The organism is Cryobacterium arcticum, from assembly GCF_001679725.1.
Classification (GTDB): domain Bacteria; phylum Actinomycetota; class Actinomycetes; order Actinomycetales; family Microbacteriaceae; genus Cryobacterium; species Cryobacterium arcticum_A.
Genome location: NZ_CP016282.1, coordinates 1,793,283 through 1,816,911 on the forward strand (window position 1 = coordinate 1,793,283; position 23,629 = coordinate 1,816,911).

24 protein-coding genes are annotated in these 23,629 nt (G+C 68.8%); 19 read left to right on the forward strand and 5 right to left on the reverse strand.

Going from position 1 to position 23,629, the window contains the following annotated elements:
• The first annotated feature begins 137 nt into the window (after nt 1-137).
• From murC to dnaE, 10 genes are all read left to right on the forward strand, one after another.
• The gene (gene murC / locus PA27867_RS07980) at nt 138-1,547 is read left to right on the forward strand and encodes a UDP-N-acetylmuramate--L-alanine ligase (RefSeq protein WP_066595097.1); all 1,410 of its coding nucleotides are present in this window, start codon (nt 138-140) and stop codon (nt 1,545-1,547) included.
• Between the two features lie 322 nt (nt 1,548-1,869).
• On the forward strand, nt 1,870-2,733 hold the full coding sequence (locus tag PA27867_RS07985) for an FtsQ-type POTRA domain-containing protein (RefSeq protein ID WP_167550831.1): 864 nt from the start codon (nt 1,870-1,872) through the stop codon (nt 2,731-2,733).
• Between the two features lie 187 nt (nt 2,734-2,920).
• A complete protein-coding gene (ftsZ, locus tag PA27867_RS07990; RefSeq protein ID WP_066595098.1) occupies nt 2,921-4,108 on the forward strand; it encodes a cell division protein FtsZ in 1,188 nt (395 codons plus the stop codon).
• A 34-nt stretch (nt 4,109-4,142) separates the two neighbouring features.
• Complete coding sequence (locus tag PA27867_RS07995; protein ID WP_066595100.1) at nt 4,143-4,868, forward strand: YggS family pyridoxal phosphate-dependent enzyme; 726 nt, start codon at nt 4,143-4,145, stop codon at nt 4,866-4,868.
• A gap of 19 nt (nt 4,869-4,887) precedes the next feature.
• The gene (locus tag PA27867_RS08000) at nt 4,888-5,394 is read left to right on the forward strand and encodes a cell division protein SepF (protein ID WP_066595102.1); all 507 of its coding nucleotides are present in this window, start codon (nt 4,888-4,890) and stop codon (nt 5,392-5,394) included.
• A 6-nt stretch (nt 5,395-5,400) separates the two neighbouring features.
• Entirely contained in the window at nt 5,401-5,697 is a 297-nt protein-coding gene (locus tag PA27867_RS08005) for a YggT family protein (protein ID WP_066595104.1), read from the forward strand.
• A 135-nt stretch (nt 5,698-5,832) separates the two neighbouring features.
• The gene (locus PA27867_RS08010) at nt 5,833-6,495 is read left to right on the forward strand and encodes a DivIVA domain-containing protein (RefSeq protein WP_066595105.1); all 663 of its coding nucleotides are present in this window, start codon (nt 5,833-5,835) and stop codon (nt 6,493-6,495) included.
• Nucleotides 6,485-7,069 (forward strand): signal peptidase II, encoded by a 585-nt coding sequence (lspA, locus tag PA27867_RS08015; RefSeq protein WP_066595108.1) that lies wholly within the window; start codon nt 6,485-6,487, stop codon nt 7,067-7,069. The genes PA27867_RS08010 and lspA overlap by 11 nt, the downstream gene beginning before the upstream one ends.
• A gap of 8 nt (nt 7,070-7,077) precedes the next feature.
• Nucleotides 7,078-7,998, forward strand: coding sequence for an RluA family pseudouridine synthase (locus PA27867_RS08020; RefSeq protein WP_066595110.1), 921 nt, complete (start codon nt 7,078-7,080; stop codon nt 7,996-7,998).
• 110 nt (nt 7,999-8,108) lie between these two features.
• Nucleotides 8,109-11,576, forward strand: a complete 3,468-nt coding sequence (dnaE, locus tag PA27867_RS08025; protein ID WP_066599427.1) for a DNA polymerase III subunit alpha — start codon at nt 8,109-8,111, stop codon at nt 11,574-11,576.
• A 74-nt stretch (nt 11,577-11,650) separates the two neighbouring features.
• Here dnaE and PA27867_RS08030 read toward each other — a convergent pair whose 3' ends face one another.
• A complete protein-coding gene (locus PA27867_RS08030) occupies nt 11,651-12,160 on the reverse strand; it encodes a hypothetical protein (protein ID WP_066595115.1) in 510 nt (169 codons plus the stop codon).
• A 124-nt stretch (nt 12,161-12,284) separates the two neighbouring features.
• On the opposite strand from PA27867_RS08030, the gene PA27867_RS08035 reads away from it, so the two are divergent.
• Nucleotides 12,285-13,067 carry a lysophospholipid acyltransferase family protein gene (locus tag PA27867_RS08035; RefSeq protein ID WP_066595118.1) on the forward strand — a complete coding sequence of 261 codons (783 nt, stop codon included), beginning with the start codon at nt 12,285-12,287 and terminating at the stop codon, nt 13,065-13,067.
• Between the two features lie 36 nt (nt 13,068-13,103).
• Here PA27867_RS08035 and PA27867_RS08040 read toward each other — a convergent pair whose 3' ends face one another.
• Nucleotides 13,104-13,655: a flavin reductase family protein gene (locus PA27867_RS08040; protein ID WP_084020883.1), complete on the reverse strand. Its 552-nt coding sequence runs from the start codon at nt 13,653-13,655 to the stop codon at nt 13,104-13,106.
• Between the two features lie 70 nt (nt 13,656-13,725).
• Between PA27867_RS08040 and hisD the strand changes: the two genes are divergently transcribed.
• Genes hisD through PA27867_RS08055 form a run of 3 tightly spaced genes read left to right on the forward strand, consistent with a single transcriptional unit; the run spans nt 13,726 to nt 16,595 of the window.
• Entirely contained in the window at nt 13,726-15,045 is a 1,320-nt protein-coding gene (gene hisD / locus PA27867_RS08045) for a histidinol dehydrogenase (protein WP_066595119.1), read from the forward strand.
• Between the two features lie 12 nt (nt 15,046-15,057).
• Nucleotides 15,058-15,558 (forward strand): transcriptional regulator NrdR, encoded by a 501-nt coding sequence (gene nrdR / locus PA27867_RS08050; RefSeq protein WP_066595121.1) that lies wholly within the window; start codon nt 15,058-15,060, stop codon nt 15,556-15,558.
• A 2-nt stretch (nt 15,559-15,560) separates the two neighbouring features.
• Nucleotides 15,561-16,595 (forward strand): quinone-dependent dihydroorotate dehydrogenase, encoded by a 1,035-nt coding sequence (locus PA27867_RS08055; RefSeq protein WP_066595123.1) that lies wholly within the window; start codon nt 15,561-15,563, stop codon nt 16,593-16,595.
• 28 nt (nt 16,596-16,623) lie between these two features.
• Here PA27867_RS08055 and PA27867_RS08060 read toward each other — a convergent pair whose 3' ends face one another.
• Nucleotides 16,624-17,676 (reverse strand): App1 family protein, encoded by a 1,053-nt coding sequence (locus PA27867_RS08060; RefSeq protein ID WP_066595126.1) that lies wholly within the window; start codon nt 17,674-17,676, stop codon nt 16,624-16,626.
• Nucleotides 17,677-17,901: 225 nt separating this feature from the next.
• Between PA27867_RS08060 and PA27867_RS08065 the strand changes: the two genes are divergently transcribed.
• The 5 genes from PA27867_RS08065 to PA27867_RS08085 all read left to right on the forward strand — a co-directional run bounded on the left by PA27867_RS08065 (nt 17,902) and on the right by PA27867_RS08085 (nt 22,007).
• Entirely contained in the window at nt 17,902-18,558 is a 657-nt protein-coding gene (locus PA27867_RS08065; RefSeq protein WP_066595128.1) for a TetR/AcrR family transcriptional regulator, read from the forward strand.
• A gap of 209 nt (nt 18,559-18,767) precedes the next feature.
• Nucleotides 18,768-19,622, forward strand: a complete 855-nt coding sequence (locus PA27867_RS08070) for an ABC transporter ATP-binding protein (RefSeq protein ID WP_066595130.1) — start codon at nt 18,768-18,770, stop codon at nt 19,620-19,622.
• Nucleotides 19,619-20,296, forward strand: a complete 678-nt coding sequence (locus tag PA27867_RS08075; RefSeq protein WP_066595137.1) for an ABC transporter permease — start codon at nt 19,619-19,621, stop codon at nt 20,294-20,296. The genes PA27867_RS08070 and PA27867_RS08075 overlap by 4 nt, the downstream gene beginning before the upstream one ends.
• Nucleotides 20,293-21,039, forward strand: coding sequence for an ABC transporter permease (locus PA27867_RS08080; protein ID WP_066595138.1), 747 nt, complete (start codon nt 20,293-20,295; stop codon nt 21,037-21,039). Before PA27867_RS08075 ends, PA27867_RS08080 begins: the two co-directional genes overlap by 4 nt.
• Before the next feature lie 41 nt (nt 21,040-21,080).
• The gene (locus PA27867_RS08085; RefSeq protein WP_066595140.1) at nt 21,081-22,007 is read left to right on the forward strand and encodes an ABC transporter substrate-binding protein; all 927 of its coding nucleotides are present in this window, start codon (nt 21,081-21,083) and stop codon (nt 22,005-22,007) included.
• 100 nt (nt 22,008-22,107) lie between these two features.
• On the opposite strand, the gene PA27867_RS08090 is transcribed toward PA27867_RS08085, so the two are convergent.
• Both PA27867_RS08090 and PA27867_RS08095 read right to left on the reverse strand, forming a co-directional pair.
• On the reverse strand, nt 22,108-23,172 hold the full coding sequence (locus PA27867_RS08090; RefSeq protein ID WP_236900879.1) for a M56 family metallopeptidase: 1,065 nt from the start codon (nt 23,170-23,172) through the stop codon (nt 22,108-22,110).
• Between the two features lie 16 nt (nt 23,173-23,188).
• Nucleotides 23,189-23,572 carry a BlaI/MecI/CopY family transcriptional regulator gene (locus PA27867_RS08095; protein ID WP_066595142.1) on the reverse strand — a complete coding sequence of 128 codons (384 nt, stop codon included), beginning with the start codon at nt 23,570-23,572 and terminating at the stop codon, nt 23,189-23,191.
• Nucleotides 23,573-23,629: the final 57 nt, after the last annotated feature.

A 23,629-nucleotide genomic window follows, 5' to 3' on the forward strand; every position in this document is an offset into this window, starting at 1 on the left:
GCCACCCCGGCACCGCCGCACAGCGCCCGACTACAGCGACACTGACAGCGAGACCGCGTTCGACCTCACGTCGAGCGCCGCGTAACGTGGAACCAGACCTGCGCCTCCCCAGCTCCGCCAGCCAGAAAGACCGTCACGTGATCAAGCCAGACCTCACCCTCATCGTTCCCGCAGACCTCGGAACCGTGCACTTCGTGGGCATCGGCGGCTCCGGGATGAGCGGCATCGCCCGCCTGTTCCTGGCCGCCGGGCACACCGTGACGGGCTCCGACGTGCGTGATTCCGACAACATCCAGGCGCTCCGCGCCCTGGGCGCGACCATCGCGATCGGGCACGACGCCGCCAATGTCGGTGACGCCGACAGCCTCGTGGTCACCGGGGCCCTCTGGCAGGACAACCCGGAGTACGTCCTCGCACTCGAACGCGGCCTGCCCGTGCTGCACCGCTCCCAGGCCCTCGCCTGGCTGATCCGCTCCCACCGGCTCGTCTCCGTCGCCGGTGCGCACGGCAAGACCACGTCGACGGGCATGATCGTCACCGGGCTGCTCGGGCTCGGCCAGGACCCCAGCTTCGTCAACGGCGGTGTCATCGAATCCCTCGGGGTGAGCGCGGGCAGCGGCGCCGACGACCTCTTCGTCGTCGAGGCCGATGAATCCGACGGGTCGTTCCTGCTTTACAACACCGGGATCGCGCTGATCACCAATGTGGACCCCGACCACCTCGACCACTACGGCTCGCTCGAGGCCTTCGAGGCGGCGTTCGTGCAGTTCGCCCAGAACGCCGGCGAGCTCGTGGTGGTCTCCTCCGACGACCCGGGTGCCGTGCACGTAACCGGCCGGCTCGAGGGCAAGCGCATCATCACCTTCGGCGAGGCCGAGGACGCCACCGTGCGGGTGCACTCGATCGACACCAACGGCCCGGTGGGCTTCACGGTGAGCTGGGCGGGCACCGACTACTCAGCGACCCTGCGCATCCCCGGCCGCCACAACGCCATCAACGCCGCGGGCGCCTTCGCGGTTCTCGTCGGCCTCGGCTTCGACCCGGCCGCGTCGCTGGCGGCCATCGCGGCCTTCGGCGGGACCGAGCGCCGCTTCGAGCTGCACGGCACCGTGCGCGGTGTGAGCGTCTACGACGACTACGCGCACCACCCCACCGAGGTCGCCGCCGCACTGTCGGCCGCCCGGACCGTCGTGGGCACCGGGCGCATCATCGCCGTGCACCAGCCGCACCTGTACAGCCGCACACGGCTGTTCGCGCAGGAATTCGCCGACACCCTGGAGAAGTACGCCGACGAGACCATCGTTCTGGCCGTCTACGGCGCGCGCGAGGACCCGGAGCCCGGGGTCACGGGCGCACTCGTCTCCGAACGTTTCCAGGACCCGACCCACGTCGCCTACATTCCCGAGTGGCAGGATGCCGCCGATTACCTGGGCAGCATCGCCCAGGAGGGTGACTTCGTCGTGACCCTCGGCTGCGGAGACGTCTACCGCATCGTTCCCCAGCTGCTCGCGTCGCTCAGCGTCGACACCGCTGCCGGGGCACGCTGATCATGCCCGCACGAATCTCGCGCGCATGAAACGTCCCCCAGGGATCACCCCGGCGGGCCGTCCGGGCGCCGGGGGACCGCCGGAGCCTGAGCCGGCATCGACCCGGAAGCCTCGAGCCGCCGCATCGCGGCGCCAGCCGGCATCCCCCACGGCCGCAACCCGGACGGCAGCGCCCGGCGGGACGGGCCGATCGCGGGCGGAGCCCGACGCGACGACCGAACCGATCGCTCTGCCCCCGCTGGCCCCGGCCGGGACGCAGTCCGGCTCCGCGACCGGAAGCACTCCCTCCGATGCCCCAACGGCACCGTCCGCCTGGGCCCGGTTGACCGGTTCCCGCGCTGCCGGACCGTCCGGCCCGAGCTCCGATTCCGTCGCTGCCACGGATGCCGGCGCGGATCCGCCAGCCGAGCCCCCGCTCACCCCCCGGAGCGCCCGAGCGCGCCTCCGCGCGGCCCGGCGCGCCCGCAAACAGTACGAACGCAGCGAGGTGCGCCGGTTCACCTCCAGGTCCCGCCGCCGCCGCAATCTCTGGATCGCCGCGGCCGGCACGGTCGCCGCCCTCGTCGCGTTCGTGCTGGTGGGAGTGTTCTCCCCGCTCATGGCGCTGCGCACCATCGAGGTCACCGGCACCAACCGCATCCCCGCGGCCGACGTCGTTCAGGCCCTCGACGGCCAGCTCGGCACACCGCTGCCGCTCGTCGACCTCGCCGAGGTCAAACGTGAGCTCAGCGAGTTCACCCTGATCCGCAGCTACGTCACGGAGAGCCGCCCGCCGGACACCCTCGTCGTGCGCATCATCGAACGTGAACCCGTGGGAGCGATCGCCTCGGCGACCGGCTTCGACCTCGTCGACGCGGCCGGGGTCGTCATCCAGTCCGGCGCGGACCGGCCGGCGGGGTACCCCATCATCACGGCCACCGGGGGAGCCAGCGGTGCCGGCTTCCAGGCCGCCGTCGCCGTGGTCTGGGCGCTCCCGGAGGGCATCCGCAGCCAGCTCGACAGCGTCGCGGCCGCCACCAAGGACGACGTCACCCTCACCCTCACCGGGGGAGCGCGGGTGGTCTGGGGCAACGCCGAACGGTCCGAGTACAAGGCCGTCGTGCTCAGCGCCCTCATCGTGAGCCATCCGGTCGGCAGTGTCACCGAGTACGACGTCTCCTCACCCGACAGCGCCGTCGTCCGCTGAGGCGGGACCGGCCGCCGAATCGGCTCCCCGGAGTCCGGTTCTGCTGGGATCGCGCTGAGTATTCGCGACACGCGGGCGCGCCTCCCCATGGCGCCCCGCCTGGCCCCTAATTTCGAATTTAGGAATTGCATACTCAGCATAACTTTAAGCCTCGAGTAGAGGTTTAGGGTTCCACCGGAGGCCGGACGTGTCAACTAATCAGAACTACCTAGCAGTCATCAAGGTTGTTGGAATCGGCGGAGGCGGCGTCAACGCCGTCAACCGCATGATCGAGCTCGGCCTCCGCGGGGTCGAATTCATCGCCATCAATACGGATGCCCAGGCACTCCTGATGAGCGATGCCGACGTCAAGCTCGACGTCGGCCGCGACCTCACCCGGGGTCTCGGCGCCGGAGCGGACCCCGAGGTCGGCCGTCGTGCCGCCGAGGACCACGCCGAGGAAATCGAAGAGGCGCTGGCCGGAGCCGACATGGTCTTCGTCACCGCCGGAGAGGGCGGTGGCACCGGTACCGGTGGCGCGCCCGTCGTCGCACGCATCGCCAAGTCCATCGGCGCCCTCACCATCGGTGTGGTCACCAAGCCGTTCGGCTTCGAGGGCAAGCGCCGCCAGGCCCAGGCCGAGACCGGCGTCGCCTCGCTCAAGAACGAGGTCGACACGCTCATCGTCGTGCCGAACGACCGGCTGCTGGAAATCAGCGACCGCGGCATCAGCATGCTCGAGGCCTTCGCCACCGCCGACCAGGTGCTCCTCGCCGGTGTGCAGGGCATCACCGACCTGATTACCACGCCGGGCCTGATCAACCTCGACTTCGCCGACGTCAAGTCGGTCATGCAGGGCGCCGGTTCCGCCCTCATGGGCATCGGTTCCTCCCGCGGAGCCGACCGGGCCATCAAGGCGGCGGAACTCGCCGTGGCCTCGCCGCTCCTCGAGGCGTCGATCGACGGTGCCCACGGGGTGCTGCTGTCCATCCAGGGCGGCTCCAACCTCGGTATCTTCGAGATCAACGACGCGGCCCGCCTGGTGCAGGAAGCCGTTCACCCCGAGGCCAACATCATCTTCGGTGCCGTCATCGACGACACGCTGGGTGACGAGGTTCGGGTCACCGTGATCGCGGCCGGCTTCGACGGCGGTGAGCCCGGCGCCAAGGTCGCAGAGGTCCGCCGCTCCGACCTGGTCGCCGCCGGAGTGGCCGCCGGAGTCTCCGGTGGAGCCGCCGGCGCCATCGCCGGCGCCGCAGCCGCATCCGACGGTGTCACGGCCGCCGAGCCCACCGGTTCGGTCTGGTCGACCGACGCCGCCGCGAGCACTCCCGTCGCCGACCCCGCCTTCGAGGACGATTCAGACGACCTGGACATCCCCGACTTCCTCAAGTGATGCCGCGGTCGCGCTCGCTGGTCCGGGTTCCGTCATGACGGACCCCGGGCTGGTCGAGCGGTTGGCCGGGGTGCGCGACGGTATCGCCGACGCCGCCCGCAGTGCCGGCCGTCCGGTCGAGGAGATCACCACCGTCGTGGTGACCAAATTCCAGCCGGTGAGCCTCGTTCGCGAGCTCTTCGAGCTCGGGGTGCGGGACTTCGGCGAGAGCCGTCACCAGGAGGCCCAGGCCAAGGCCGCCGACCTGGCCGGCTCGGGCATCCGGTGGCACTTCGTGGGACAGCTGCAGGGAAAGAAGGCTCGCCAGGTGCGGGCCTACTCGTCCGTCATCCACTCGGTCGACCGGGAGTCCCTGGTGACCGCGCTGGGTGGCCCCGTCGGCACTGCAGGGGGCACGAACGCCGACGACGGCGTGAACGTCGACTGTTTCGTGCAGGTCAACCTGACCGACGATCCCGCCAGGGGCGGGGTCTCCATCGCCAACCTCGCACCGCTGGTCGAACGGGTGCTCGAATCCGACGGACTCACCCTGCTCGGGCTGATGGCCGTTGCGCCGCTCGGCGCCGAACCGAGGCGCTCCTTCGCCCTGGTCAGTGAGCTGGGGGCGCAGATGCGCCAGATAGCCCCCGACGCCCGATACCTGTCCATGGGCATGTCCCAGGACTACGCAGCCGCCATCGCCGAGGGCGCGACACACCTGCGAATTGGCACCGCAATCACCGGGAATCGCCCGGCACCGGTTAATCTGAAAACGTCGTAATACCAACACGGAGGTAGAGATGTCCAACCCGCTCAAGAAAACCATGGTCTACCTGGGTCTGGCAGACGAAGAGCTGGAATATGAGGAACCCGCCAAGGCTCCCGTCTCCACGCTCCCCACCCAGTCCGCGCACGCGGCGCCGACCCACGCCAGCACGGCGAATGCCTCGCACTCGTCCGGCCGCGCACCGGTCACGCCCCTGCACAAGACCTCCACCCCCAAGAATGTTGTCGTGTCTGAAATGAACGAGATCCTCACCGTCCACCCGCGTCAGTACCGCGACGCGCAGGTGATCGCCGAGTCCTTCCGTGAGGGCATCCCGGTCATCATCAACCTCTCCCAGATGAGCGATGCGGATGCGCGCCGTCTGATCGACTTCGCCAGCGGCCTGTCCCAGGGGCTGTACGGCAAGATCGAGCGTGTCACCGCCAAGGTCTTCCTGCTGTCCCCGTCGCACGTGGTCATCTCCGGTGACAACGCCGCAGAGGAGGGGGACGCCGATTCCTCCTTCTTCGCCCAGTCCTAACGCAACGTGTCTGTAGTCTCCCTGATCGGCGCGTTGCTCTATTACGCGCTCCTGCTCTACTTCTTCGTGATGTGGGGTCGGTTCATCGTCGACCTGGTTCGCGGTGTCAATCGGTCCTGGCGCCCGCACGGCCTGATTCTCGTGCTCATCGAGTTCGTGTACACCGTGACGGATCCGCCGGTCAATTTCTTCCGCCGTATCTTCCCGCCGCTGCGCTTAGGCCCGATTGCCTTCGACTTCGGCTGGAGCCTGACGATGCTCTGCGTGATCATCGGCATGTGGATTACGGCGATTCTGTTCTGACCCGGAGCCCGACCACGGCCCCGGCATGTATTCTGGATCGATGGCGGCCAACCGCCCCGGTACCCACCGGGTGCGGATTGCGCCTAAGCACGTGTTCGCACAACTGTTCGCAAATAAGTTTTGAGGTGGAAAGCCATGGCGCTAACTCCGGAAGATGTAGTCAACAAGCGGTTCCAGTCGACCAAGTTCCGTGAGGGATATGACCAGGACGAGGTTGACGACTTCCTCGACGAGGTCGTTGTCGAGCTGCGTCGTCTGACCCAGGAGAACGAGGACCTCAAGGCCCGTCTCTCCGGCGGCGAGACGGCTGCCCCCGTCAGCGCAGCCCCGGCCAAGGCCGCCGAGCCCGTGAACACCCCGGAGCCCGTCGCAGAGCCGGTCGCCGCAGTGGTTCCCGCGCCCGTCGCCGCCGCCCCGGCGCCCGCAGCCGAGGTCGACGAGACCGCCGGCACGACCAACCTGCTGCAGCTGGCCCGCCGCCTGCACGAGGAGCACGTCAAGGAAGGCGCCGAGAAGCGCGACGCCCTGATCGCGGAGGGCCACGCCACGGCGGCCCGCGTCATCGCGGAGTCCGAAGCCAAGCAGCGCGCGCAGATCAACATCCTCGACAAGGAGCGTTCGGTCCTCGAGAACAAGATCGAGGAACTGCGCACCTTCGAGCGCGAGTACCGCCAGAAGCTGAAGAGCTACATCGAGGGTCAGCTTCGCGACCTCGACTCCACCTCGCCTGTCGGCGCCGGTGCGGGCAAGGACTCGGGCAACTCGCCGAAGGCGAGCTTCCAGGGCTTTGGCGCGTAACACTCCCACGAAGGTCAGTTACCGCGCCCTTCTCGTCCTGGCCCTCGTGGCCGTGGGCGGGTATGCGTTCGATCAGATCAGCAAAGCCCTCGTCGTTTCATCGATGACCGAGGGCGAGACCGCCCGGGTTCTGGGTGATGTGCTTCAACTGCACTTCATCCGGAACCCCGGTGCGGCCTTCTCCTTCGCCACCGGCCTCACCTGGGTGTTCTCACTCATTGCGGCCGGTGTCGTTGTGTTCATCGTGTGGTTCGCCCGCCGCATCCACTCGCTTCGGTGGGCCACGGTCTTCGGGCTCCTGCTCGGCGGCGTGCTCGGCAATCTCACCGACCGCCTGTTCCGTGAGCCCAGTTTCGGCCTCGGCCACGTGGTCGACTTCATCTCCACCCCCTGGATGATGCCGGCGATCTACAACATCGCCGACTCCTGCATCGTCGTGAGCATGGTGCTCTTCATGCTGCTGACGATTCGCGGCATCGGCCTCGACGGCCGCCGCACCACCTCGGCGGATGCAGCAGCATCGGCCGCCGACGAGTCGCCGGCAGCCCCGGCCCCCCTCGTCACCCCCAACTGAACGGCATCATGGAAAACCGAGCCCTTCCCCTTCCCGACGGCCTGGACGGTGTGCGCGTCGATGCGGGCATCGCCAAGCTCTTCGGCTTCTCCCGCAGCTTCGCGGCCGAGATCGCCGAGTCCGACGGAGTCACCCTCGACGGAGTCGTGGTCGGCAAGTCCGACAAGCTGCGCGCCGGGGCATGGCTGGATGTGAGCTGGGCACCCAAGCAGGACCTGGTGATCGTTCCCATCGCTGTGCCGGATCTCACGATCGTGCACGACGACGACGACATCGTCGTGATCAACAAGCCCTCAGGCGTCGCCGCACACCCCAGCGTCGGCTGGACCGGCCCCACCGTGCTCGGCGCCCTCGCCGCCGCCGGGTACCGGATCGCCACGTCCGGCGCTTCCGAACGGGCCGGCATCGTGCACCGCCTCGACGTCGGCACGAGCGGCCTGATGGTCGTGGCCAAGTCCGAGGCCGCCTACACGCACCTCAAGCGCGCCTTCCACGACCGCGAGGTCGACAAGATCTACCATGCCGTCGTGCAGGGCCACCCCGACCCGTCCAGCGGCACCATCGACGCTCCCATCGGGCGCCACCCGCGTTCGGACTGGAAGTTCGCCGTGATCGCCGGCGGTAAGGACTCCGTCACCCACTACGAGACGCTCGAGGCCTTCCCGTCCGCGTCGCTGCTCGAGGTGCATCTGGAAACCGGGCGCACCCACCAGATCCGCGTGCACATGGCCGCCCAGCGGCATCCGTGTGTCGGTGACGCCATGTACGGCGCCGACGCGAAGATCTCGGCCAGACTCGGCCTCACCCGGCAGTGGCTGGTGGCCAAACAGCTCTCCTTCGAGCACCCGTCCAGCCGTGAATGGGTGACCTTCGACGCGGAGTACCCGGACGACCTGGCAAACGCCCTGCGCATCCTGCGCGGCGATTAGGCTGGAATACCACCCTCCTTCTCCATCAGTACAACCCCAGAGCAGCTGGAGCAGTCGTGTCACCGCAGAATGATTCGTTCGTCCACCTTCACGTGCACAGCGAGTACTCCATGCTCGACGGTGCCGCCCGGGTGAAACCCCTGATCGCGGCCGCCGCAGAGCAGGGTATGCCCGCCATCGCGGTGACCGACCACGGCAACGTCTTCGGCGCCTTCGACTTCTGGAAGACCGCCACCGACGCGGGCATCAAGCCCATCATCGGCACCGAGGCGTACATCACCCCGGGCACCGACCGCCGGGACAAGACGCGGGTGAAGTGGGGCACCAACGCGCAGAACCGCGACGACGTCGGCGGTAGCGGCGCGTACACGCACATGACCCTGCTCTCGGAGAACACCGAGGGCATGCACAACCTGTTCAGGCTCTCCTCTCTCGCGTCGCTCGAGGGCTACTACTTCAAGCCCCGGATGGACCGCGAGCTGCTCAGCACCTACTCCAAGGGCCTGATCGGCACGACCGGGTGCGTCGGTGGCGAGGTGCAGACCCGGCTCAGGCTCGGCCAGTACGACGAGGCCAGGCAGGCCGCGGGGGAGCTGCGCGACATCTTCGGCAAGGACAACTTCTTCTGCGAGATCATGGACCACGGCATCGACATCGAGCGCCGTACCATGACCGACCTGCTGAAGCTCGCCAAGGAACTCGACCTGCCGCTGGTTGCCACCAACGATCTGCACTACACGCACGCCCATGACGCCACGGCGCACGCGGCCCTGCTCTGCGTGCAGTCGGCCTCGACGCTGGACGACCCGAACCGGTTCAAGTTCGACTCGAACGAGTTCTACCTCAAGACGGCCGCCGAGATGCGCCACCTGTTCCGGGACAACCCGGAGGCCTGCGACAACACGCTGCTCATCGCCGAGCGGTGCGAGGTCAAGTTCAACACCCAGGCCAACTACATGCCCCGGTTCCCCACCCCGGAGGGGGAGAACGAGGAGAGCTGGTTCATCAAGGAGACCGAACTCGGTCTGCAGCGCCGCTACCCGAACGGCATCTCGGACGCCGTCCGCAAGCAGGCCGACTACGAGGTCGGTGTCATCACCCAGATGGGCTTCCCCGGCTACTTCCTCGTCGTCGCCGACTTCATCAACTGGTCAAAGGACAACGGCATCCGGGTCGGCCCCGGACGTGGTTCTGGCGCCGGCTCCATGGTCGCCTACGCCATGGGCATCACCGACCTCGACCCGCTCGTGCACGGTCTGATCTTCGAGCGCTTCCTCAACCCCGACCGTGTCTCCATGCCCGACTTCGACGTCGACTTCGACGATCGTCGCCGCGGCGAGGTCATCCACTACGTCACCGAGAAGTACGGCGCGGAGCGCGTCGCCCAGATCGTCACCTACGGCACCATCAAGGCCAAGCAGGCCCTCAAGGACTCCAGCCGCGTTCTCGGCTTCCCGTTCGGCATGGGCGACAAGCTCACCAAGGCCATGCCGCAGCCCATCATGGGCAAGGACATGCCGCTCACCGGCATGTTCGACAAGGACCACCCGCGCTACCGCGAGGCCGGCGACTTCCGCGCGGTCATCGAAACCGACGCAGAGGCCCGCACGGTCTTCGACACGGCTCTGGGCATCGAGAACCTCAAGCGCCAGTGGGGCGTGCACGCCGCGGGTGTCATCATGTCCAGCGACCCGCTGATCGACATCATCCCGATCATGCGCCGTGAAGCGGATGGCCAGATCGTCACCCAGTTCGACTACCCGGCCTGCGAGAGCCTCGGGCTGATCAAGATGGACTTCCTGGGGTTGCGCAACCTCACCATCATCGACGACACCCTCGACAACATCGAGGCCAACCGCGGCCACCGGCCCGTGCTCGAGGACCTCGGCCTCGACGACCCGCTCGCCTACGAGCTGCTCGCCCGGGGCGACACTCTCGGCGTGTTCCAGCTCGACGGCGGCCCCATGCGGGCGCTCCTGCGCAGCATGAAGCCCGACAACTTCGAGGACATCTCGGCCGTCATCGCGTTGTACCGGCCCGGCCCCATGGGTGCCAACTCGCACACCAACTACGCCCTGCGCAAGACCGGCCAGCAGGAGATCATCCCCATCCACAAGGAGCTCGAGGAGCCCCTCAAGGACATCATCGGCGGAACCTACGGACTCATCGTCTACCAGGAGCAGGTGATGTCGATCGCGCAGAAGCTGGCGGGCTTCTCGCTGGGCCAGGCCGACCTGCTGCGCCGCGCGATGGGCAAGAAGAAGAAGTCCGAACTGGACAAGCAGTTCGAGGGCTTCTCCGGCGGAATGATGGCCAACGGCTACTCGATGGAAGCCGTTACCACCGTGTGGAACATCCTTCTACCGTTCTCCGACTACGCCTTCAACAAGGCCCACTCGGCCGCCTACGGCGTTCTGAGTTACTGGACCGCCTACCTCAAGGCGCACTACCCGGCCGAGTACATGGCGGCCCTGCTCACCAGCGTCGGGGACGCGCGCGACAAGCTCGCGCTGTACCTCAACGAGTGCCGCCGCATGGGCATCCAGGTGCTGCCGCCGGATGTCAACGAGTCGATCGGCTTCTTCGCCGCCGTCGGCACCGACATCCGTTTCGGTCTCGGCGCCGTGCGCAACGTGGGCTTCAACGTCGTCGAGGCGATCCGTGCCGCCCGCACCGAGAAGGGCGCCTTCGAGTCGTTCCACGACTTCCTCCGCAAGGTTCCCCTGCAGGTCACGAACAAGCGCACCGTGGAGTCCCTGATCAAGTCGGGCGCGTTCGACTCCCTCGGCGCCACCCGCCGGGCGATGTTCGAGATCCACGAGGGCGCGGTCGACTCCGCGGTCAAGATCAAGCGCGACGAGTCGCACGGCATGGTCGGATTCGACTTCGACAGTCTCTTCGACGACCCGCAGGAAACCGAGCAGGTGCCGGAGCGACCGGAGTGGACGAAGAAGGAGAAGCTGGCGCTCGAGCGCGACATGCTCGGACTCTACGTCTCCGACCACCCGTTGGCCGGCCTCGAGATTCCGCTGGCCAAGCACGCGAGCACCACCATCACGGATCTGATCACCTCAGATCACACCCAGGATGCCGACACCGTCACGGTGGCCGGGCTCATCACCAATGTTCAACACCGCATCGCCAAGAAGTCCGGCAACCAGTACGGCATCATCTCGGTCGAGGACTTCGGCGGTGAGATCGACGTCATGTTCATGGGCAAGGCGTACCAGGAGTTCTCCCTCGACCTCATCAGCGACTCGGTCGTGGTCGTGCGGGGCCGGGTCAGCATGCGCGACGACGGCATGAACCTGCACGCGTACAGCATCTTCGCCCCCGAGCTCGGTCAGGCCTCGGATCACGGCACCCTGTCGATCACTCTGTTCGAAGCGCGGGCGACCACGGACACCGTGACCCAGCTCGGCGAGGTGCTCAAGCGCCACAGCGGTACCTCCGAGGTGCGCCTCAAGCTCATCAAGGGCGATGTGGCGCGAGTCTTCGAGCTGCCCACCCGGGTCACCGTCACGGCCGACCTGTTCGGCGAGCTCAAGAGCCTCCTCGGCCCCTACTGCCTCACCTAGACCCGCGAACTGTGAGCCGGGCCGGGACGGGCGCGTTTCTGGGGCTTCACTCACAGTTCGCGGGACGTGAAGGGTCAGCGCAGGATCTCGACCATGAGGACCCAGGCGTCGAGCATGGAACCGATCACGGTGAGGATCAGGCCGGCGGCCACCCAGTACAGGGCGGCGCCGGCCAGGGACCCGTCGTTGCCGAACACCAGGAGCAGTGCGCCGACGATGAGCGGCACCAGCTGGGCGGCCGCGATCGGAAGCGACAGCAGGCGCGCGGCCCGTGGCCGGGTCGCCTGCCTCATGCTCTGGCTCAGGGATACCCCGTGCAGGAGCACGGCTGCGGCCGCGGCGGCGAACAGTTCCGCCCCGAGCGCGGAGCCCGGCTGGCCGGGAATGAGGATCAGCGCGCTCGACACGACCACCAGGACGAGCGACCCGATGGCCGCCGCTGCCCGCGCTGACACCCCGGCCAGGCCCAGGATCTGGCGGATATTGACCGAGATCGCCACCATCACGAGCCCCGCGAGGGCGGCCGCGGCCCCGGCCGTCGCCACGGCGAAATCGGTCCATCCGGTGGTCACCGGCTCAGTCATGCGCACACGATAGCGCGGGCGGTACGCGGGCTGGGAGGAGGCCGTCCGCGCGCGCTCCCGACGACCCGGGCGATCACGGCGCGGACACCAGGATGTTGACAGCCTCAGGTCCTACGCTGAGTGCATGAGAACGCGCACCAGGGAACCGATCTACAGCACGGCCATTGCGGCCGGCCGAGGCATCTTCGGAGTCTTCCGGCTGCGGCCCTCCGTCACCGGCCTCACCCATCTGCCGGATGCAGGCGGAGCGGTGATGGCCATCACCCACTTCGGCTATGCCGATTTCGCCCTCGTCGAGTGGATGACCTGGCGCAAGAACGGCCGGCACATCCGCTTCATGGCGAAGAAGGGCGCGTTCGACAAGCCCGTTGTGGGCTGGCTGCTCCGGGGCATGCGGCACATCAACGTCGACATGACCGCCGGCGCGCAGGCCTATGCCGACGCGGTGCGCGCGTTGAGCGCCGGTGAGCTGGTCGGGGTGTTCCCCGAGGGCGGCGTGAACGCGTCGTTCACCGTGCGGGACCTCAAGACCGGAGCCGCACGCATGGCCCAGGAAGCCAGGGTGCCCATCATCCCTGTGGCCGTCTGGGGCGGCCACCGGCTGATCACCAAGAACCACAAGCCCTCGCTCGGGGAGGCCTACCGCACCCCGGTGAGCTTCGCCATCGGCGCACCCATGCACGTGGGCGCCGACGAGGACCCGCAGCAGGTCACCGACAGGCTGCACGCCACACTGCAGACCCTGGTCGACGGAGCCCAGGCCCGGTACCCTGAGCCCGGCTCCGGGCGGTGGTGGCAGCCCGCCCACCTGGGCGGCACCGCCCCGACGCCGGCCGAAGCTGCCGCGACGGAAGCAGAACGCCAGCGCCGAAAGGCCGCGGCACGCGAGGCCCAGGCCGCACTCTGACGGGCGTGCTCTGACGGGCGGCGCCGGCTGACGCGCCTAGAGCGTTTCGCCCAACGCGCGGTAGCGGCGCTCGTGGTAGACCAGCGCCTCGTCGTCGTCGCCGAGCCCGCCGCCCTCGATCTGCACCACGATCACTGCCGCGTTGTGCACGGAGACCCGCTCGACGATCCGGCCGACCATCCAGGACGTCACGTTGTTGAGCACCGGGAGGCCGTGCGGGCCCACGCGCCAGTGGTCGCCGAGGAAACGCTCGGTGTTAGGTCCGGCGAGGCGTTCGGCCAGCGTGCGATTGCGCAGCCCGAGCAAATGGATGACCACGCGCTCCGTCTCGGAGATGGCCGGCCAAGAGCTCGCGGACCTGGCCATGTTGAAGGTGGCCAGGGGCGGCACCGCCGACAGCGACGCGAGCGATGTCGCGGTGAAACCGACGGGGGAGCCCTCGGCGTCCAGGGCGGTCACCACCGACACCCCGGCGGCATGCCGACGGAACGCGTTCTTGAACGCGGCCAGGTCGCCGGGGGCGTGGGGATCGGTGTCGAGAGCGGTCGCCTGGGGCAGCGCGGTCGACCGGATGGTGCCTTCGTTCATACTGGTGCCAATCGTTTCACCTGCCAGCCTATTCCCGTGCCCTGACGGTTGTTGGATAAGCTGGGTCGACATGATTCAGACGATTGACCTCCGAGGAACGCGGCCTGCTCCGGCCGATCTGCTGGCCGCTGTACCCCGGGCTCTGACGAGCGTCACGGTCGCCAGCGACGTCGCCGCGGAGCTGATCGACGACGTGCGCGCACGCGGCGAAATCGCCCTGCTCGACCAGGCCGAGCGCCTCGACCGGGTGCGCCCCGAGTTCGTGCGGGTGCCCGCCGCCCACGTCGAGGAGGCCCTCGCGGCCCTCGACCCCGCGGTGCGCACAGCCATCGAAGAGACCATCCGCCGGGTGCGCCTGGCCAGCCTGGCCCAGGTGCCGCCGCAGGTCACGACAACCATCGCCGACGGCGCCGAGATCGTGCAGCGCTGGCGGCCCGTGCAGCGCGTCGGGCTCTATGTCCCCGGCGGCAAGGCCGTCTATCCGTCCAGCGTGGTGATGAACGTGGTGCCGGCCCAGGTCGCCGGCGTCGGCTCCATCGCGCTCGCGTCTCCGCCGCAGAGCCACTTCGGCGGCCGTGTGCACCCCACGATCCTGGCCGTCGCCGGCCTGCTCGGTGTCGACGAGATCTACGCCATGGGCGGGGCCGGGGCCGTCGGGGCCTTCGCCTACGGGGTTCCGGGGCTGGGGCTCGACCCCGTGCAGCTGGTCACCGGGCCGGGCAACGTCTACGTCGCGGCCGCCAAGCGCCTGGTGCGCGGTGTGACGGGCATCGACTCCGAAGCCGGCCCGACCGACATCCTGGTGATCGCGGATGCCGCCGCCGACCCCGCGTTCGTCGCCGCCGACCTGGTCAGCCAGGCCGAGCACGACGAGCTCGCGGCGGCCGTTCTCGTCACCGACTCCGCCGAGCTTGCCGGCGCCGTCGAGGACCTGCTCGAGGAGCTGGCCGCAACGACCACCCACGCCGAGCGGGTCACGGCGTCGCTGAGCGGCACACAGTCGGCGATCGTCCTCGTCGACGATCTCGACCAGGCCGCCGCCTTCAGCAACGCCTTCGGACCGGAGCACCTCGAGATCCAGACCGTCGACCCCGACGCCGTCCTGAGCCAGATCGACAACGCCGGAGCCATCTTCCTCGGCCCGTACGCGCCGGTCAGCCTCGGCGACTACGCCGCGGGCTCCAACCACGTGCTGCCTACTGGGGGACAGGCACGATTCTCCTCGGCCCTCGGCGCCTACACGTTCCTGCGCCCGCAGCAGGTGGTGCGGTACAGCCGTGAGGGTCTGGCCGGCGTGGCCGACCACATCCTGGCGCTGTCGTCGGCCGAGGCGCTGCCGGCGCACGGCGACGCCGTGACGGCGCGCTTCGCGGGGGATGCGGCGCGGTAGGCTTTTCCCACCATGTATTGCCCGTTCTGTCGCCACCCTGATTCCCGTGTCATCGACTCGCGCACCAGCGACGACGGGCTCTCGATCCGCCGTCGTCGGCAGTGCCCGGAGTGCGGCCGCCGGTTCAGCACCACCGAGACCGCCAGCCTGAACATCATCAAGCGCAGCGGCGTCGTGGAGCCGTTCAGCCGAGAGAAGATCGTCTCCGGCGTGCGCAAGGCCTGCCAGGGCCGCCCGGTCACCGATTCCGACCTGGCGATGCTGGCCCAGAAGGTCGAAGAGACCATCCGGCAGACCGGCGCGTCCCAGATCGAGGCCAACGACATCGGCCTGGCCATCCTGGCCCCGCTCCGCGAGCTCGATGAGGTCGCGTACCTGCGCTTCGCCAGCGTCTACCAGGCGTTCGATTCCCTCGAGGATTTCGAGACCGCGATCGGCCAGCTGCGCACCGAACACGCCGAGGCGGATGCCCAGGCCGAGGGCCTGGACCCCGGTGCCCGGGCCGAGAGCTGACCGTGTACCGCACCCTCTTCACACACGTCCTCACCCGCATCGATCCCGAACAGGCCCACCACCTGGCCTTCGAGGTCATCCGGTGGATTCCCCGCCTGGGCCTCGGCCCGCTCGTGCACAGGGTCACCCGCCCGCGCACCGACATCGGCGTGACCGCCCTCGGACTGCACTTCGACTCGCCGTTCGGCGTCGCCGCCGGGTTCGACAAGGACGGCCAGGCCGTCATCGGGCTCGGCCGGCTGGGCTTCGGCCACGTGGAGGTGGGCACCCTCACCGCCGTCGCGCAGCCGGGCAACCCCAAACCGCGCCTGTTCCGCCTGATTCCCGACCGCGCAGTGATCAACCGGATGGGATTCAACAACGGCGGCGCCGCCGCGGCCGTTGAGCGGCTGACACGGGTGCGCGCCAGCCGGAACCGCCCGGTCCTCGGCATCAACATCGGCAAGAGCCGGGTCACCGCGGTCGAGGACGCCACGGCCGACTACCTGGTCAGCACGCGCCTGCTGGCGCCCATTGCCGACTACCTCGTGGTGAACGTGAGTTCCCCCAACACCCCCGGGCTGCGCGGACTCCAGGAACTCGACCAGCTCGCCCCGCTGTTGAGCGCCGTGCGAGACGAGGCCGGCGGCACCCCGCTCCTGGTGAAGATCGCGCCGGACCTCACCGATGACGAGGTCACCCGTATCGCGGGCCTCACGGTCGAACTCGGCCTGGACGGTATCATCGCCACCAACACCACCATCAGCCGCGACAACCTCTCGACGGATGCCGCCGTCGTGGCCGCGGCCAGCGCCGGCGGGCTCTCCGGCGCGCCGCTGCACGCCAGGTCCCTGGCCGTGCTGCGGCTCATCCGCGCCACCGTCCCGGCCGACCTGTGCGTCATCTCGGTGGGCGGGGTGGAGACGGCCGAGCAGGTCGCCGAACGTCTCACCGCCGGCGCCACTCTCGTGCAGGGCTACACGGGGTTCCTCTACCTGGGTCCGCTCTGGGCCCGTCAGATCAACCGCGGACTCGACCGGCTGCTCGCCGGGCGCTGATCGGCCACGGCGTTTCTCGCGCCGGAGGCTATTCGGTCGGACCGGGCAGACCGGGGTCGACGATCAGGCCGAGATCGGCCAGCTGCGTCGCCAGGCTCGCGCCGTCCGGGCCGTAGACCCAGAGCGGGTCCGGCTTGGCCTCCACGGCATCCTTGGCCCGGCGTCCGGCCAGCACGGCCTCGCTGGGGGAGAGGCGCCGGATGGCCACGGCCGCGACGCTCTGCGGGAAGTCCTGCTGGAACTCGCTGTAGATGGCCTCGTCGTGCTGGCCGTCGTCGCCGATGAGAATCCACTGCATTTCGGGGAATTCCTGGGCCAACCGGCGCAGGTTCTCCCGCTTGTGCTCCCGGCCGCTGCGGAACAGCCTGTCGTGGGTGGGGCCCCAGTCGGTGAGTAGGAGCGCCCCGGCCGGGTAGAGGTTGCGGGAGAGGAAGCGGCTCAGCGTCGGCGCGACGTTCCACGCTCCGGTGGAGAGGTAGATGACGGGGGCGCCGGGTGTCGCATCCGCGAGCCTGTCGAGCAGCACCGCCATGCCCGGCGTGGGAACCCTGGCGTGTTCGTCGAGCACGAAGGTGTTCCAGGCCGCAAGCAGCGGGCGCGGCAGGGTGGTGACCATGACGGTGTCGTCCACGTCGGAGATGATTCCGCGGCGGACGTCGGGTGCCACGACGAAGACCGGTGCTTCGACGGGGGTGGATGCCTCGGTGTGCAGCATGGCGGTGTGCCAGCCGGGTTCCAGGGCCACGTCCATGACCGTGTCGACCACTCCGCCGCGGTCGGCCTGCACGCGGTGCGCATGCCCGCCGATGTCGATGGTGACCGTGACGTCGTTCACGGGAACGCTCAGGAAGCTCCGCCAGCCTCTGATGCTCGCGTCACGGCCGTCGTTCCGGCGCCGTTTGCGGGCGACCGCAGCGGCCGTGGCCGGCTTGGCCAGGAGCACCCGGCAGAGCACCCGCACCCGCTCGGGGGTGCCGTATCCGGTGTACGGAATGACGATGGGCTTGTGTCCGCGCCGTCGGGCGAACTTCTCCCGCTTGTCGTGCAGCCAATCCTCGATTCGCGCCGCGCGGTGCATCATGCGTGCAGGGTTCAGCGGGGCGGAGGCCGTGGCGGGGAACTTTGACACAGTTCAGTCTCTCATGGGCGGCGCGGCTGTCCGGGACGAGCGGCGCGGTACGTGCCGCCGACCGGCCGGATGCGCGACGCGCCCGGTGATCGGGTTTCTGCCCGTTTGGGGGGCAGGTATAGTGCTCAGCCGTCAGCGTGGACCCCTAGGATTGTGACGTATATTCAAGGAGGACACGTGGCGCTGATCGACCTTTTCGGTGAAGACTCGCTCGCACAGGGCCGGCAGGTTCGTACCGAACCTATCCAGCAGCGCAGTGCGGCCCGTCTGACCGCCCTGCTCGACGCGGCTGCCGAGGTCGTGGACGAAGTCGGTTTCGACCGGATCACCACCGCCATGGTCGCCGAACGCGCCGGAGCCTCCATCGGCACCGTCTACCGCTATTACCCCGACCGCGTCGCCGTGCTCGAGGGTCTGCGCGAGCGCGCGGTGATGCGCTACCGCCAGCGGGTCTCCGACCTGCTCAAGGAGACCCAACCGAGCACGTGGTGGGAAGCCGTGGACTGCGGAATCTCCGCCTTCGTCGACCTGTACCGGGCCGAACCCGGTTTCCGGATCCTGCACTTCGCCGACCGCGAGCGCGCCCAGGCCAGCGTTCCCGACGAGCTGGACTCGGGATTCTTCGCCAACCAGATCGCGGGCGTCTTGTCCGAGCAGTTCGGCCTCTCCGGCGGCCCCGAGCTGATCTTCCGCCTCGAGGTGGCCGTGGAAATGGCCGACTCCCTGCTGTCGCGTGCGTTCACCTGGAACAGCCAGGGCGACGAACGCTTCATCGCCGAGTGCCGGCGCATCATGCACGACTACCTCGTCGGGTTCTACGGCACCGAGTCCTGATCGGCGCAGTCCCGATCGGGGCAGTCCCGATCGGTCGAGTCCCGACCGGGACGTTCGCCTCTGGCGTGATCGGCGCATTCACCGGCAATCCGCTTTGGATCTGGCTCCGAACAATGGTTGGCTAGTCTTTCCGTACTTGCCCGCTTCCGTTCCCTCCGTACCCGGGGAGTGACGTCGAGCGTCAAGCCGCTTGGAGGACCGAGCCAGCCATGATCGAGTTTCATTCCGTCAGCAAGAGATTCCCGGACGGCACCCTGGCCGTGGAGGACTTCAGCCTCGTCCTGCCCTCGCACCAGACCACGGTGCTCGTGGGCTCGTCCGGCTCGGGCAAGACCACCCTCCTGAGGATGATCAACCGCATGGTCGACCCGACCAGCGGCTCGATCGAGATCGACGGCGAGGACATCGCCACGCTCGCTCCGGTGAAACTCCGCCGCGGCATCGGCTATGTCATGCAGAACTCCGGACTGCTGCCGCACCGCACCGTCGTCGACAACGTCGCCACCGTTCCGCTGCTGCGCGGCACCCCCAAGCGCCAGGCCAGAGCGGATGCCCTCGCCATGCTCGATACCGTCGGTCTCGACCGCTCCCTCGCCGACCGGTACCCCAGCCAGCTGTCCGGCGGCCAGCAGCAGCGTGTCGGCGTGGCCAGGGGCCTGGCCGTGAACCCGAACATCCTGCTCATGGACGAACCCTTCGGCGCGGTCGACCCCATCGTGCGGGCCGAGTTGCAGCAGGAGCTCGTTCGGTTGCAGAAGGACCTCGACAAGACCGTGGTCTTCGTCACCCACGACATCGAAGAGGCGTTCCTGCTCGGCGACCAGATCGTCATCCTCCGTGAGGGTGGTCACATCGCCCAGGTCGGCACCCCCGCGGACATCCTCGCCCACCCGGCCGACGACTTCGTGGCCAGCTTCGTCGGTGCCGACCGCGGCCGCCGGGTGCTGCACCTGGAGCGCCACGGCGAAGAGGACGTCCTGGTGGACAGCGACGGCCGGCTCGCCGGGGTGCTCAACGACCCCGCGGCGAGCCCCACGGTCGCCGGCACCGAAGGCGCCCGATGACCTGGGTGCTGGCGAACCTCGGGTTGATCTGGGCGCGCACTCTCGACCATGTCGTGTTGAGCCTGCCCCCGATCGTGCTGTGCTTCGTGATCGCCGTGCCGTTGGGCTGGCTGGCCCGGCGCTACCGGGTGAGCCGCGGCATCATCCTCACCGGCGCCGGATTGCTCTACGCGGTCCCGTCGCTGCCCCTGTTCTTCGTTCTGCCCGCCGTGATCGGCACCGGCCTGCGCTCCCCGCTCAACGTGATCATCGCCCTGACCCTCTACGGCGTCGCCCTCATGGTGCGGGTCGTCGCCGACGGACTGGAGTCCGTGGACGCCGATGTGCGCCAATCGGCCTCGGCCGTGGGCTACTCGGCGTGGTCGCGGTTCTGGCAGGTCGAACTGCCGCTGGCCGGCCCGGTGCTCCTGGCCGGGATGCGGGTCGTCGCGGTGAGCACCGTGAGCCTGGTCACGGTGGGCGCCGTGATCGGCGTGCAGAGCCTCGGCAGCCTGTTCACCGACGGCTTCCAGCGCGGCATCCAGGCCGAGATCATCGCCGGACTCGTGGCCACCGTGGCCCTCGCGCTGATCTTCGACGGGGCACTGGTGCTCGCCGGACGCGTGCTGATGCCGTGGACCCGGAAGGTGGCGGCCGTCCGTGCGCCCGCCCCGGCGGAGGTGAGCGCCGCGTGAATCTCTTCGTCGACGCCATCGACTGGATCCTCGACCCGGCCAACTGGACGGGTCTGAACGCCATCCCGCTGCGCCTCGGCCAGCACCTGGTCTTCACCCTCATCACCCTCGTGATCGCCTCCGCGATCGCGATTCCGTTGGGCTACCTGATCGGCCACACCGGACGGGGCCGCGGACTCGCGGTCACCACATCCGGCGGCCTGCGCGCCATCCCGACCCTCGGCCTGCTCACCCTCGTCGCCCTCTGGGTGGGAATCGGCGTCGTCGCTCCCTACGTGGCCCTGACGGTTCTGGCGATCCCGCCGATCCTGGCCGGCGCCTACACCGGGTTCGAGGCCATCGACCGGCGCACGGTGGATGCCGCCCGCGCGGTCGGCATGTCGGAGCTGCAGATCGTGCGGAAGGTCGAGGTTCCCCTCGGCCTGCCGCTCTTGATCGGGGGCCTGCGCTCGGCTACTCTCCAGGTCATCGCCACGGCGACGCTTGCGGCCTATGTCGCCGACATCGGACTGGGCCGGTACCTGTTCGCCGGCCTGAAGAATCGCGACTACGCCGAGATGCTGGGCGGCTCGATCCTGGTGATCATGCTCGCCCTGGTGCTCGAGGGAATCTTTGCGCTGATCCAACGGTTTGTCGTACCACGGGGTGTTTCGGGGCGTCTGCGCACCGGCAGGCCCGGCAGCACCACGGCCACTACCAGCACCAGCACACTTCGCACGGACCGCCGCACAGCTCTCCGGTGACACAACTACCGAACCATCGGTACCTGAGGAAGGACAACAGCATGTTCACAATCACACGAGGCCGGCTCGCGCTTGTCAGCGCGGTCGCGGTTGGGGCTGTCGTAGCCCTTGCAGGGTGTGCATCCGGCGATCCGCTGGATGAGGGAAATAACAGCTCCAGCGCACCGGACACCATCGTGGTCGGCTCGCAGGACTACTACTCCAACGAAATCATCGCCGAGATCTACGCCCAGGCCCTGGAGAACGGCGGCTACACCGTCGACCGCCAGTTCCGCATCGGCCAGCGCGAGGCGTACCTGCCCGAAATCGAATCCGGCGCGATCGACGTCTTCCCCGAATACACCGGCAGCCTGCTGCAGGCCCTCGAGCCCGACGCCGCCGGCGGCACCGCCGACGAGACCTACGCGGAGCTGCAGGACGCGCTCCCCGACGGGCTCGCGGTGCTCGACATGGCGGATGCGACCGACCAGAACTCCTGGACGGTGACGAAGGCCTTCGCCGACACCTACAACCTCACCGACATCGCCTCGCTCACCCAGGTGACCGAACCGATCACCGTCGGGGGCAACTCCGAACTGGAAACCCGCCCGTACGGACCGACCGCCCTCAAGGAGAAGTACGGCATCGACATCGCCGGCTTCACCCCGGTGGAGGACAACGGCGGACCGCTGACGGTCAAGGCTCTGGTCGACAACACGATCCAACTGGCCAACATCTACACGGCCGACCCGAACATCGTCTCCAACGACCTCGTCGCCCTCGATGACCCCGACGGACTGTTCTTCCCCGACAACGTCGTTCCCGTGGTCTCCGACAAGGTCGACGACGGCGCCACCGAGATCATCAATGCCGTCAGCGCCAAGCTGAGCGCGGATGTCCTCGTGTCGCTGAACGCCCAGAGCGTCAACGACCAGGCCGCGGCCGACACCATCGCGACCGACTGGCTGACCAAGGAAGGCCTGATCTAGCGGCTCGGCTTATCACGGTCCAGCGGCGCAGTCCGCTGCTCCGTACCCTGCTCCACCGCGAACGGCCCCGTGATTCCACGGGGCCGTTCGTGCTGTTGCCCTAGGCGCTGACGAGCAGCACGGCGGGCAGCAGGATCAGCCCGGCCGTGGCCACGACCACGGCGCCGCGGCCCAGCGGCGGGAGAACCCGGCCCTGCCCGAGCAGACGACGCACCCGGGGCGCCACCAGCTCGGCGGACCAATCGGCGGGGGACTCGATGCGCCGCCGGTCGCCCAGGCCGTCCACGCCGAACCCGCCGAGGGCGTGCCCGGTTGCGGCGGCTCCGCTCGGGGCGCCGCCCGTGCTGATCCCGTCGCCGTAACCGGGAGCCGAGCCGCCGGCCCGCGTCGACGAGGCGCCAGCGCCGTCGATGGGCGCCGTTCCGACCAGCGCTATGGCCGTGGCCAGGGTGCGGTCGTCGACCACCTGCCTGGCCTGATCGTCGGCGAGCATCTCCACGAGCAGGGCCACGGCGGTCTCGGCACGGTTCGCGATCGGGAACCACGGCAGGGCACTGTGCCAGGACTTGAAGGCCAGCAGCACCAGGTGGTGCTGTTGCCGGAGGTGCGCGCGTTCGTGGGCCACTACACCGCGCAGCTGGTCGGCATCCAGCAGGCGCAGCAGCCCCCGCGACAGCACCGTGGCCGACCGGGTGGCGCCGGGCAGGCAGTAGGCCACCGGCGCCGCGTGGTCGATCACCCGGGTGCCGGTCTCGTCGAACGGCATCGGCTCGCTGAGCAGGGCGATCAGGGTATGGTGCCGGCGCCGCTGCCGTTCGGCCCTGACGAACGTGGCGCCCAGGTTCAGCAGCAGGTGCGCGGCGAGGATGAGTGCCAGGCAGAGCGCCATGACGCCGGTCAGGGTGGCGCCGGCCGGCAGGGTGCCGGCCGCCACATGGCCGGCCAGAGCGCCGAGGGCCAGCAGGGGAGTCGGCCCGAACGGGATCAGGCCGAAGACCAGGAGCGACCCGATCATCGACACGCCGCCGGCCAGGGCGATGGACTGCCAGAGGGCCAGCGCGAGTCCGGGCGCGGTCGCCGGCCACGCCGCCGCCGCCAGCACGATGGGAAGCGGCCACGCCAGGATCACGGCCAGGACCATCAGGGCCAGCGCGCAGGTCAGCACGCCGCGTGCACCGTGCCTAGTCCGCTGATGGCGAACCGACGCTCTCGAGAAGCTCGCGGAGCATCCGGGCTTCCTGCGGGCTGACGTCGCCGATGAACCGCGCCAGCGTCGCCGTGCGGTCGCTCGTCGAGCCCAGAACCTCGTGCATGAGCTCGGCGGTGTGCTGGGCCCTGGAGCTCACGGCCGTGTACCCGTGCGGACGGCTGCCGCGGTCCCTGGTCACGAAACCCTTGTTCTCCAGGCGGGACAACACCGTGAGCACCGTCGTCGTGGCCAGCGGCTTCGCACCCGTGGCGGCGGGATCCAGCAGGGCGTCCCGCAACTCGTTGGCCGACAACGGCCGGTCGGCAGACCACAACAGGTCCATCAACAGTCTCTCGAGCACACCCAAACTTCCCATGTGGACTACTTTATCAAGCGAAACGGGTGTTTCTACGGCTCGTAGAATAGTAGTGTT

What these genes read in the sequence shown, in the direction of transcription:
- PA27867_RS08040 (WP_084020883.1), bottom strand. Translation starts at nt 13,655, where the DNA reads ATGAACGAAGGCACCATCCGGTCGACCGCGCTGCCCCAGGCGACCGCT.
- PA27867_RS08010 (WP_066595105.1), top strand. Translation starts at nt 5,833, where the DNA reads ATGGCGCTAACTCCGGAAGATGTAGTCAACAAGCGGTTCCAGTCGACC.
- PA27867_RS08070 (WP_066595130.1), top strand. Translation starts at nt 18,768, where the DNA reads ATGATCGAGTTTCATTCCGTCAGCAAGAGATTCCCGGACGGCACCCTG.
- PA27867_RS08060 (WP_066595126.1), bottom strand. Translation starts at nt 17,676, where the DNA reads ATGATGCACCGCGCGGCGCGAATCGAGGATTGGCTGCACGACAAGCGG.
- PA27867_RS08000 (WP_066595102.1), top strand. Translation starts at nt 4,888, where the DNA reads ATGTCCAACCCGCTCAAGAAAACCATGGTCTACCTGGGTCTGGCAGAC.
- PA27867_RS08030 (WP_066595115.1), bottom strand. Translation starts at nt 12,160, where the DNA reads ATGACTGAGCCGGTGACCACCGGATGGACCGATTTCGCCGTGGCGACG.
- nrdR (WP_066595121.1), top strand. Translation starts at nt 15,058, where the DNA reads ATGTATTGCCCGTTCTGTCGCCACCCTGATTCCCGTGTCATCGACTCG.
- PA27867_RS07995 (WP_066595100.1), top strand. Translation starts at nt 4,143, where the DNA reads ATGACGGACCCCGGGCTGGTCGAGCGGTTGGCCGGGGTGCGCGACGGT.
- PA27867_RS08020 (WP_066595110.1), top strand. Translation starts at nt 7,078, where the DNA reads ATGGAAAACCGAGCCCTTCCCCTTCCCGACGGCCTGGACGGTGTGCGC.
- PA27867_RS08075 (WP_066595137.1), top strand. Translation starts at nt 19,619, where the DNA reads ATGACCTGGGTGCTGGCGAACCTCGGGTTGATCTGGGCGCGCACTCTC.
- hisD (WP_066595119.1), top strand. Translation starts at nt 13,726, where the DNA reads ATGATTCAGACGATTGACCTCCGAGGAACGCGGCCTGCTCCGGCCGAT.
- dnaE (WP_066599427.1), top strand. Translation starts at nt 8,109, where the DNA reads ATGCTCGACGGTGCCGCCCGGGTGAAACCCCTGATCGCGGCCGCCGCA.
- PA27867_RS08085 (WP_066595140.1), top strand. Translation starts at nt 21,081, where the DNA reads ATGTTCACAATCACACGAGGCCGGCTCGCGCTTGTCAGCGCGGTCGCG.
- PA27867_RS08035 (WP_066595118.1), top strand. Translation starts at nt 12,285, where the DNA reads ATGAGAACGCGCACCAGGGAACCGATCTACAGCACGGCCATTGCGGCC.
- PA27867_RS08095 (WP_066595142.1), bottom strand. Translation starts at nt 23,572, where the DNA reads ATGGGAAGTTTGGGTGTGCTCGAGAGACTGTTGATGGACCTGTTGTGG.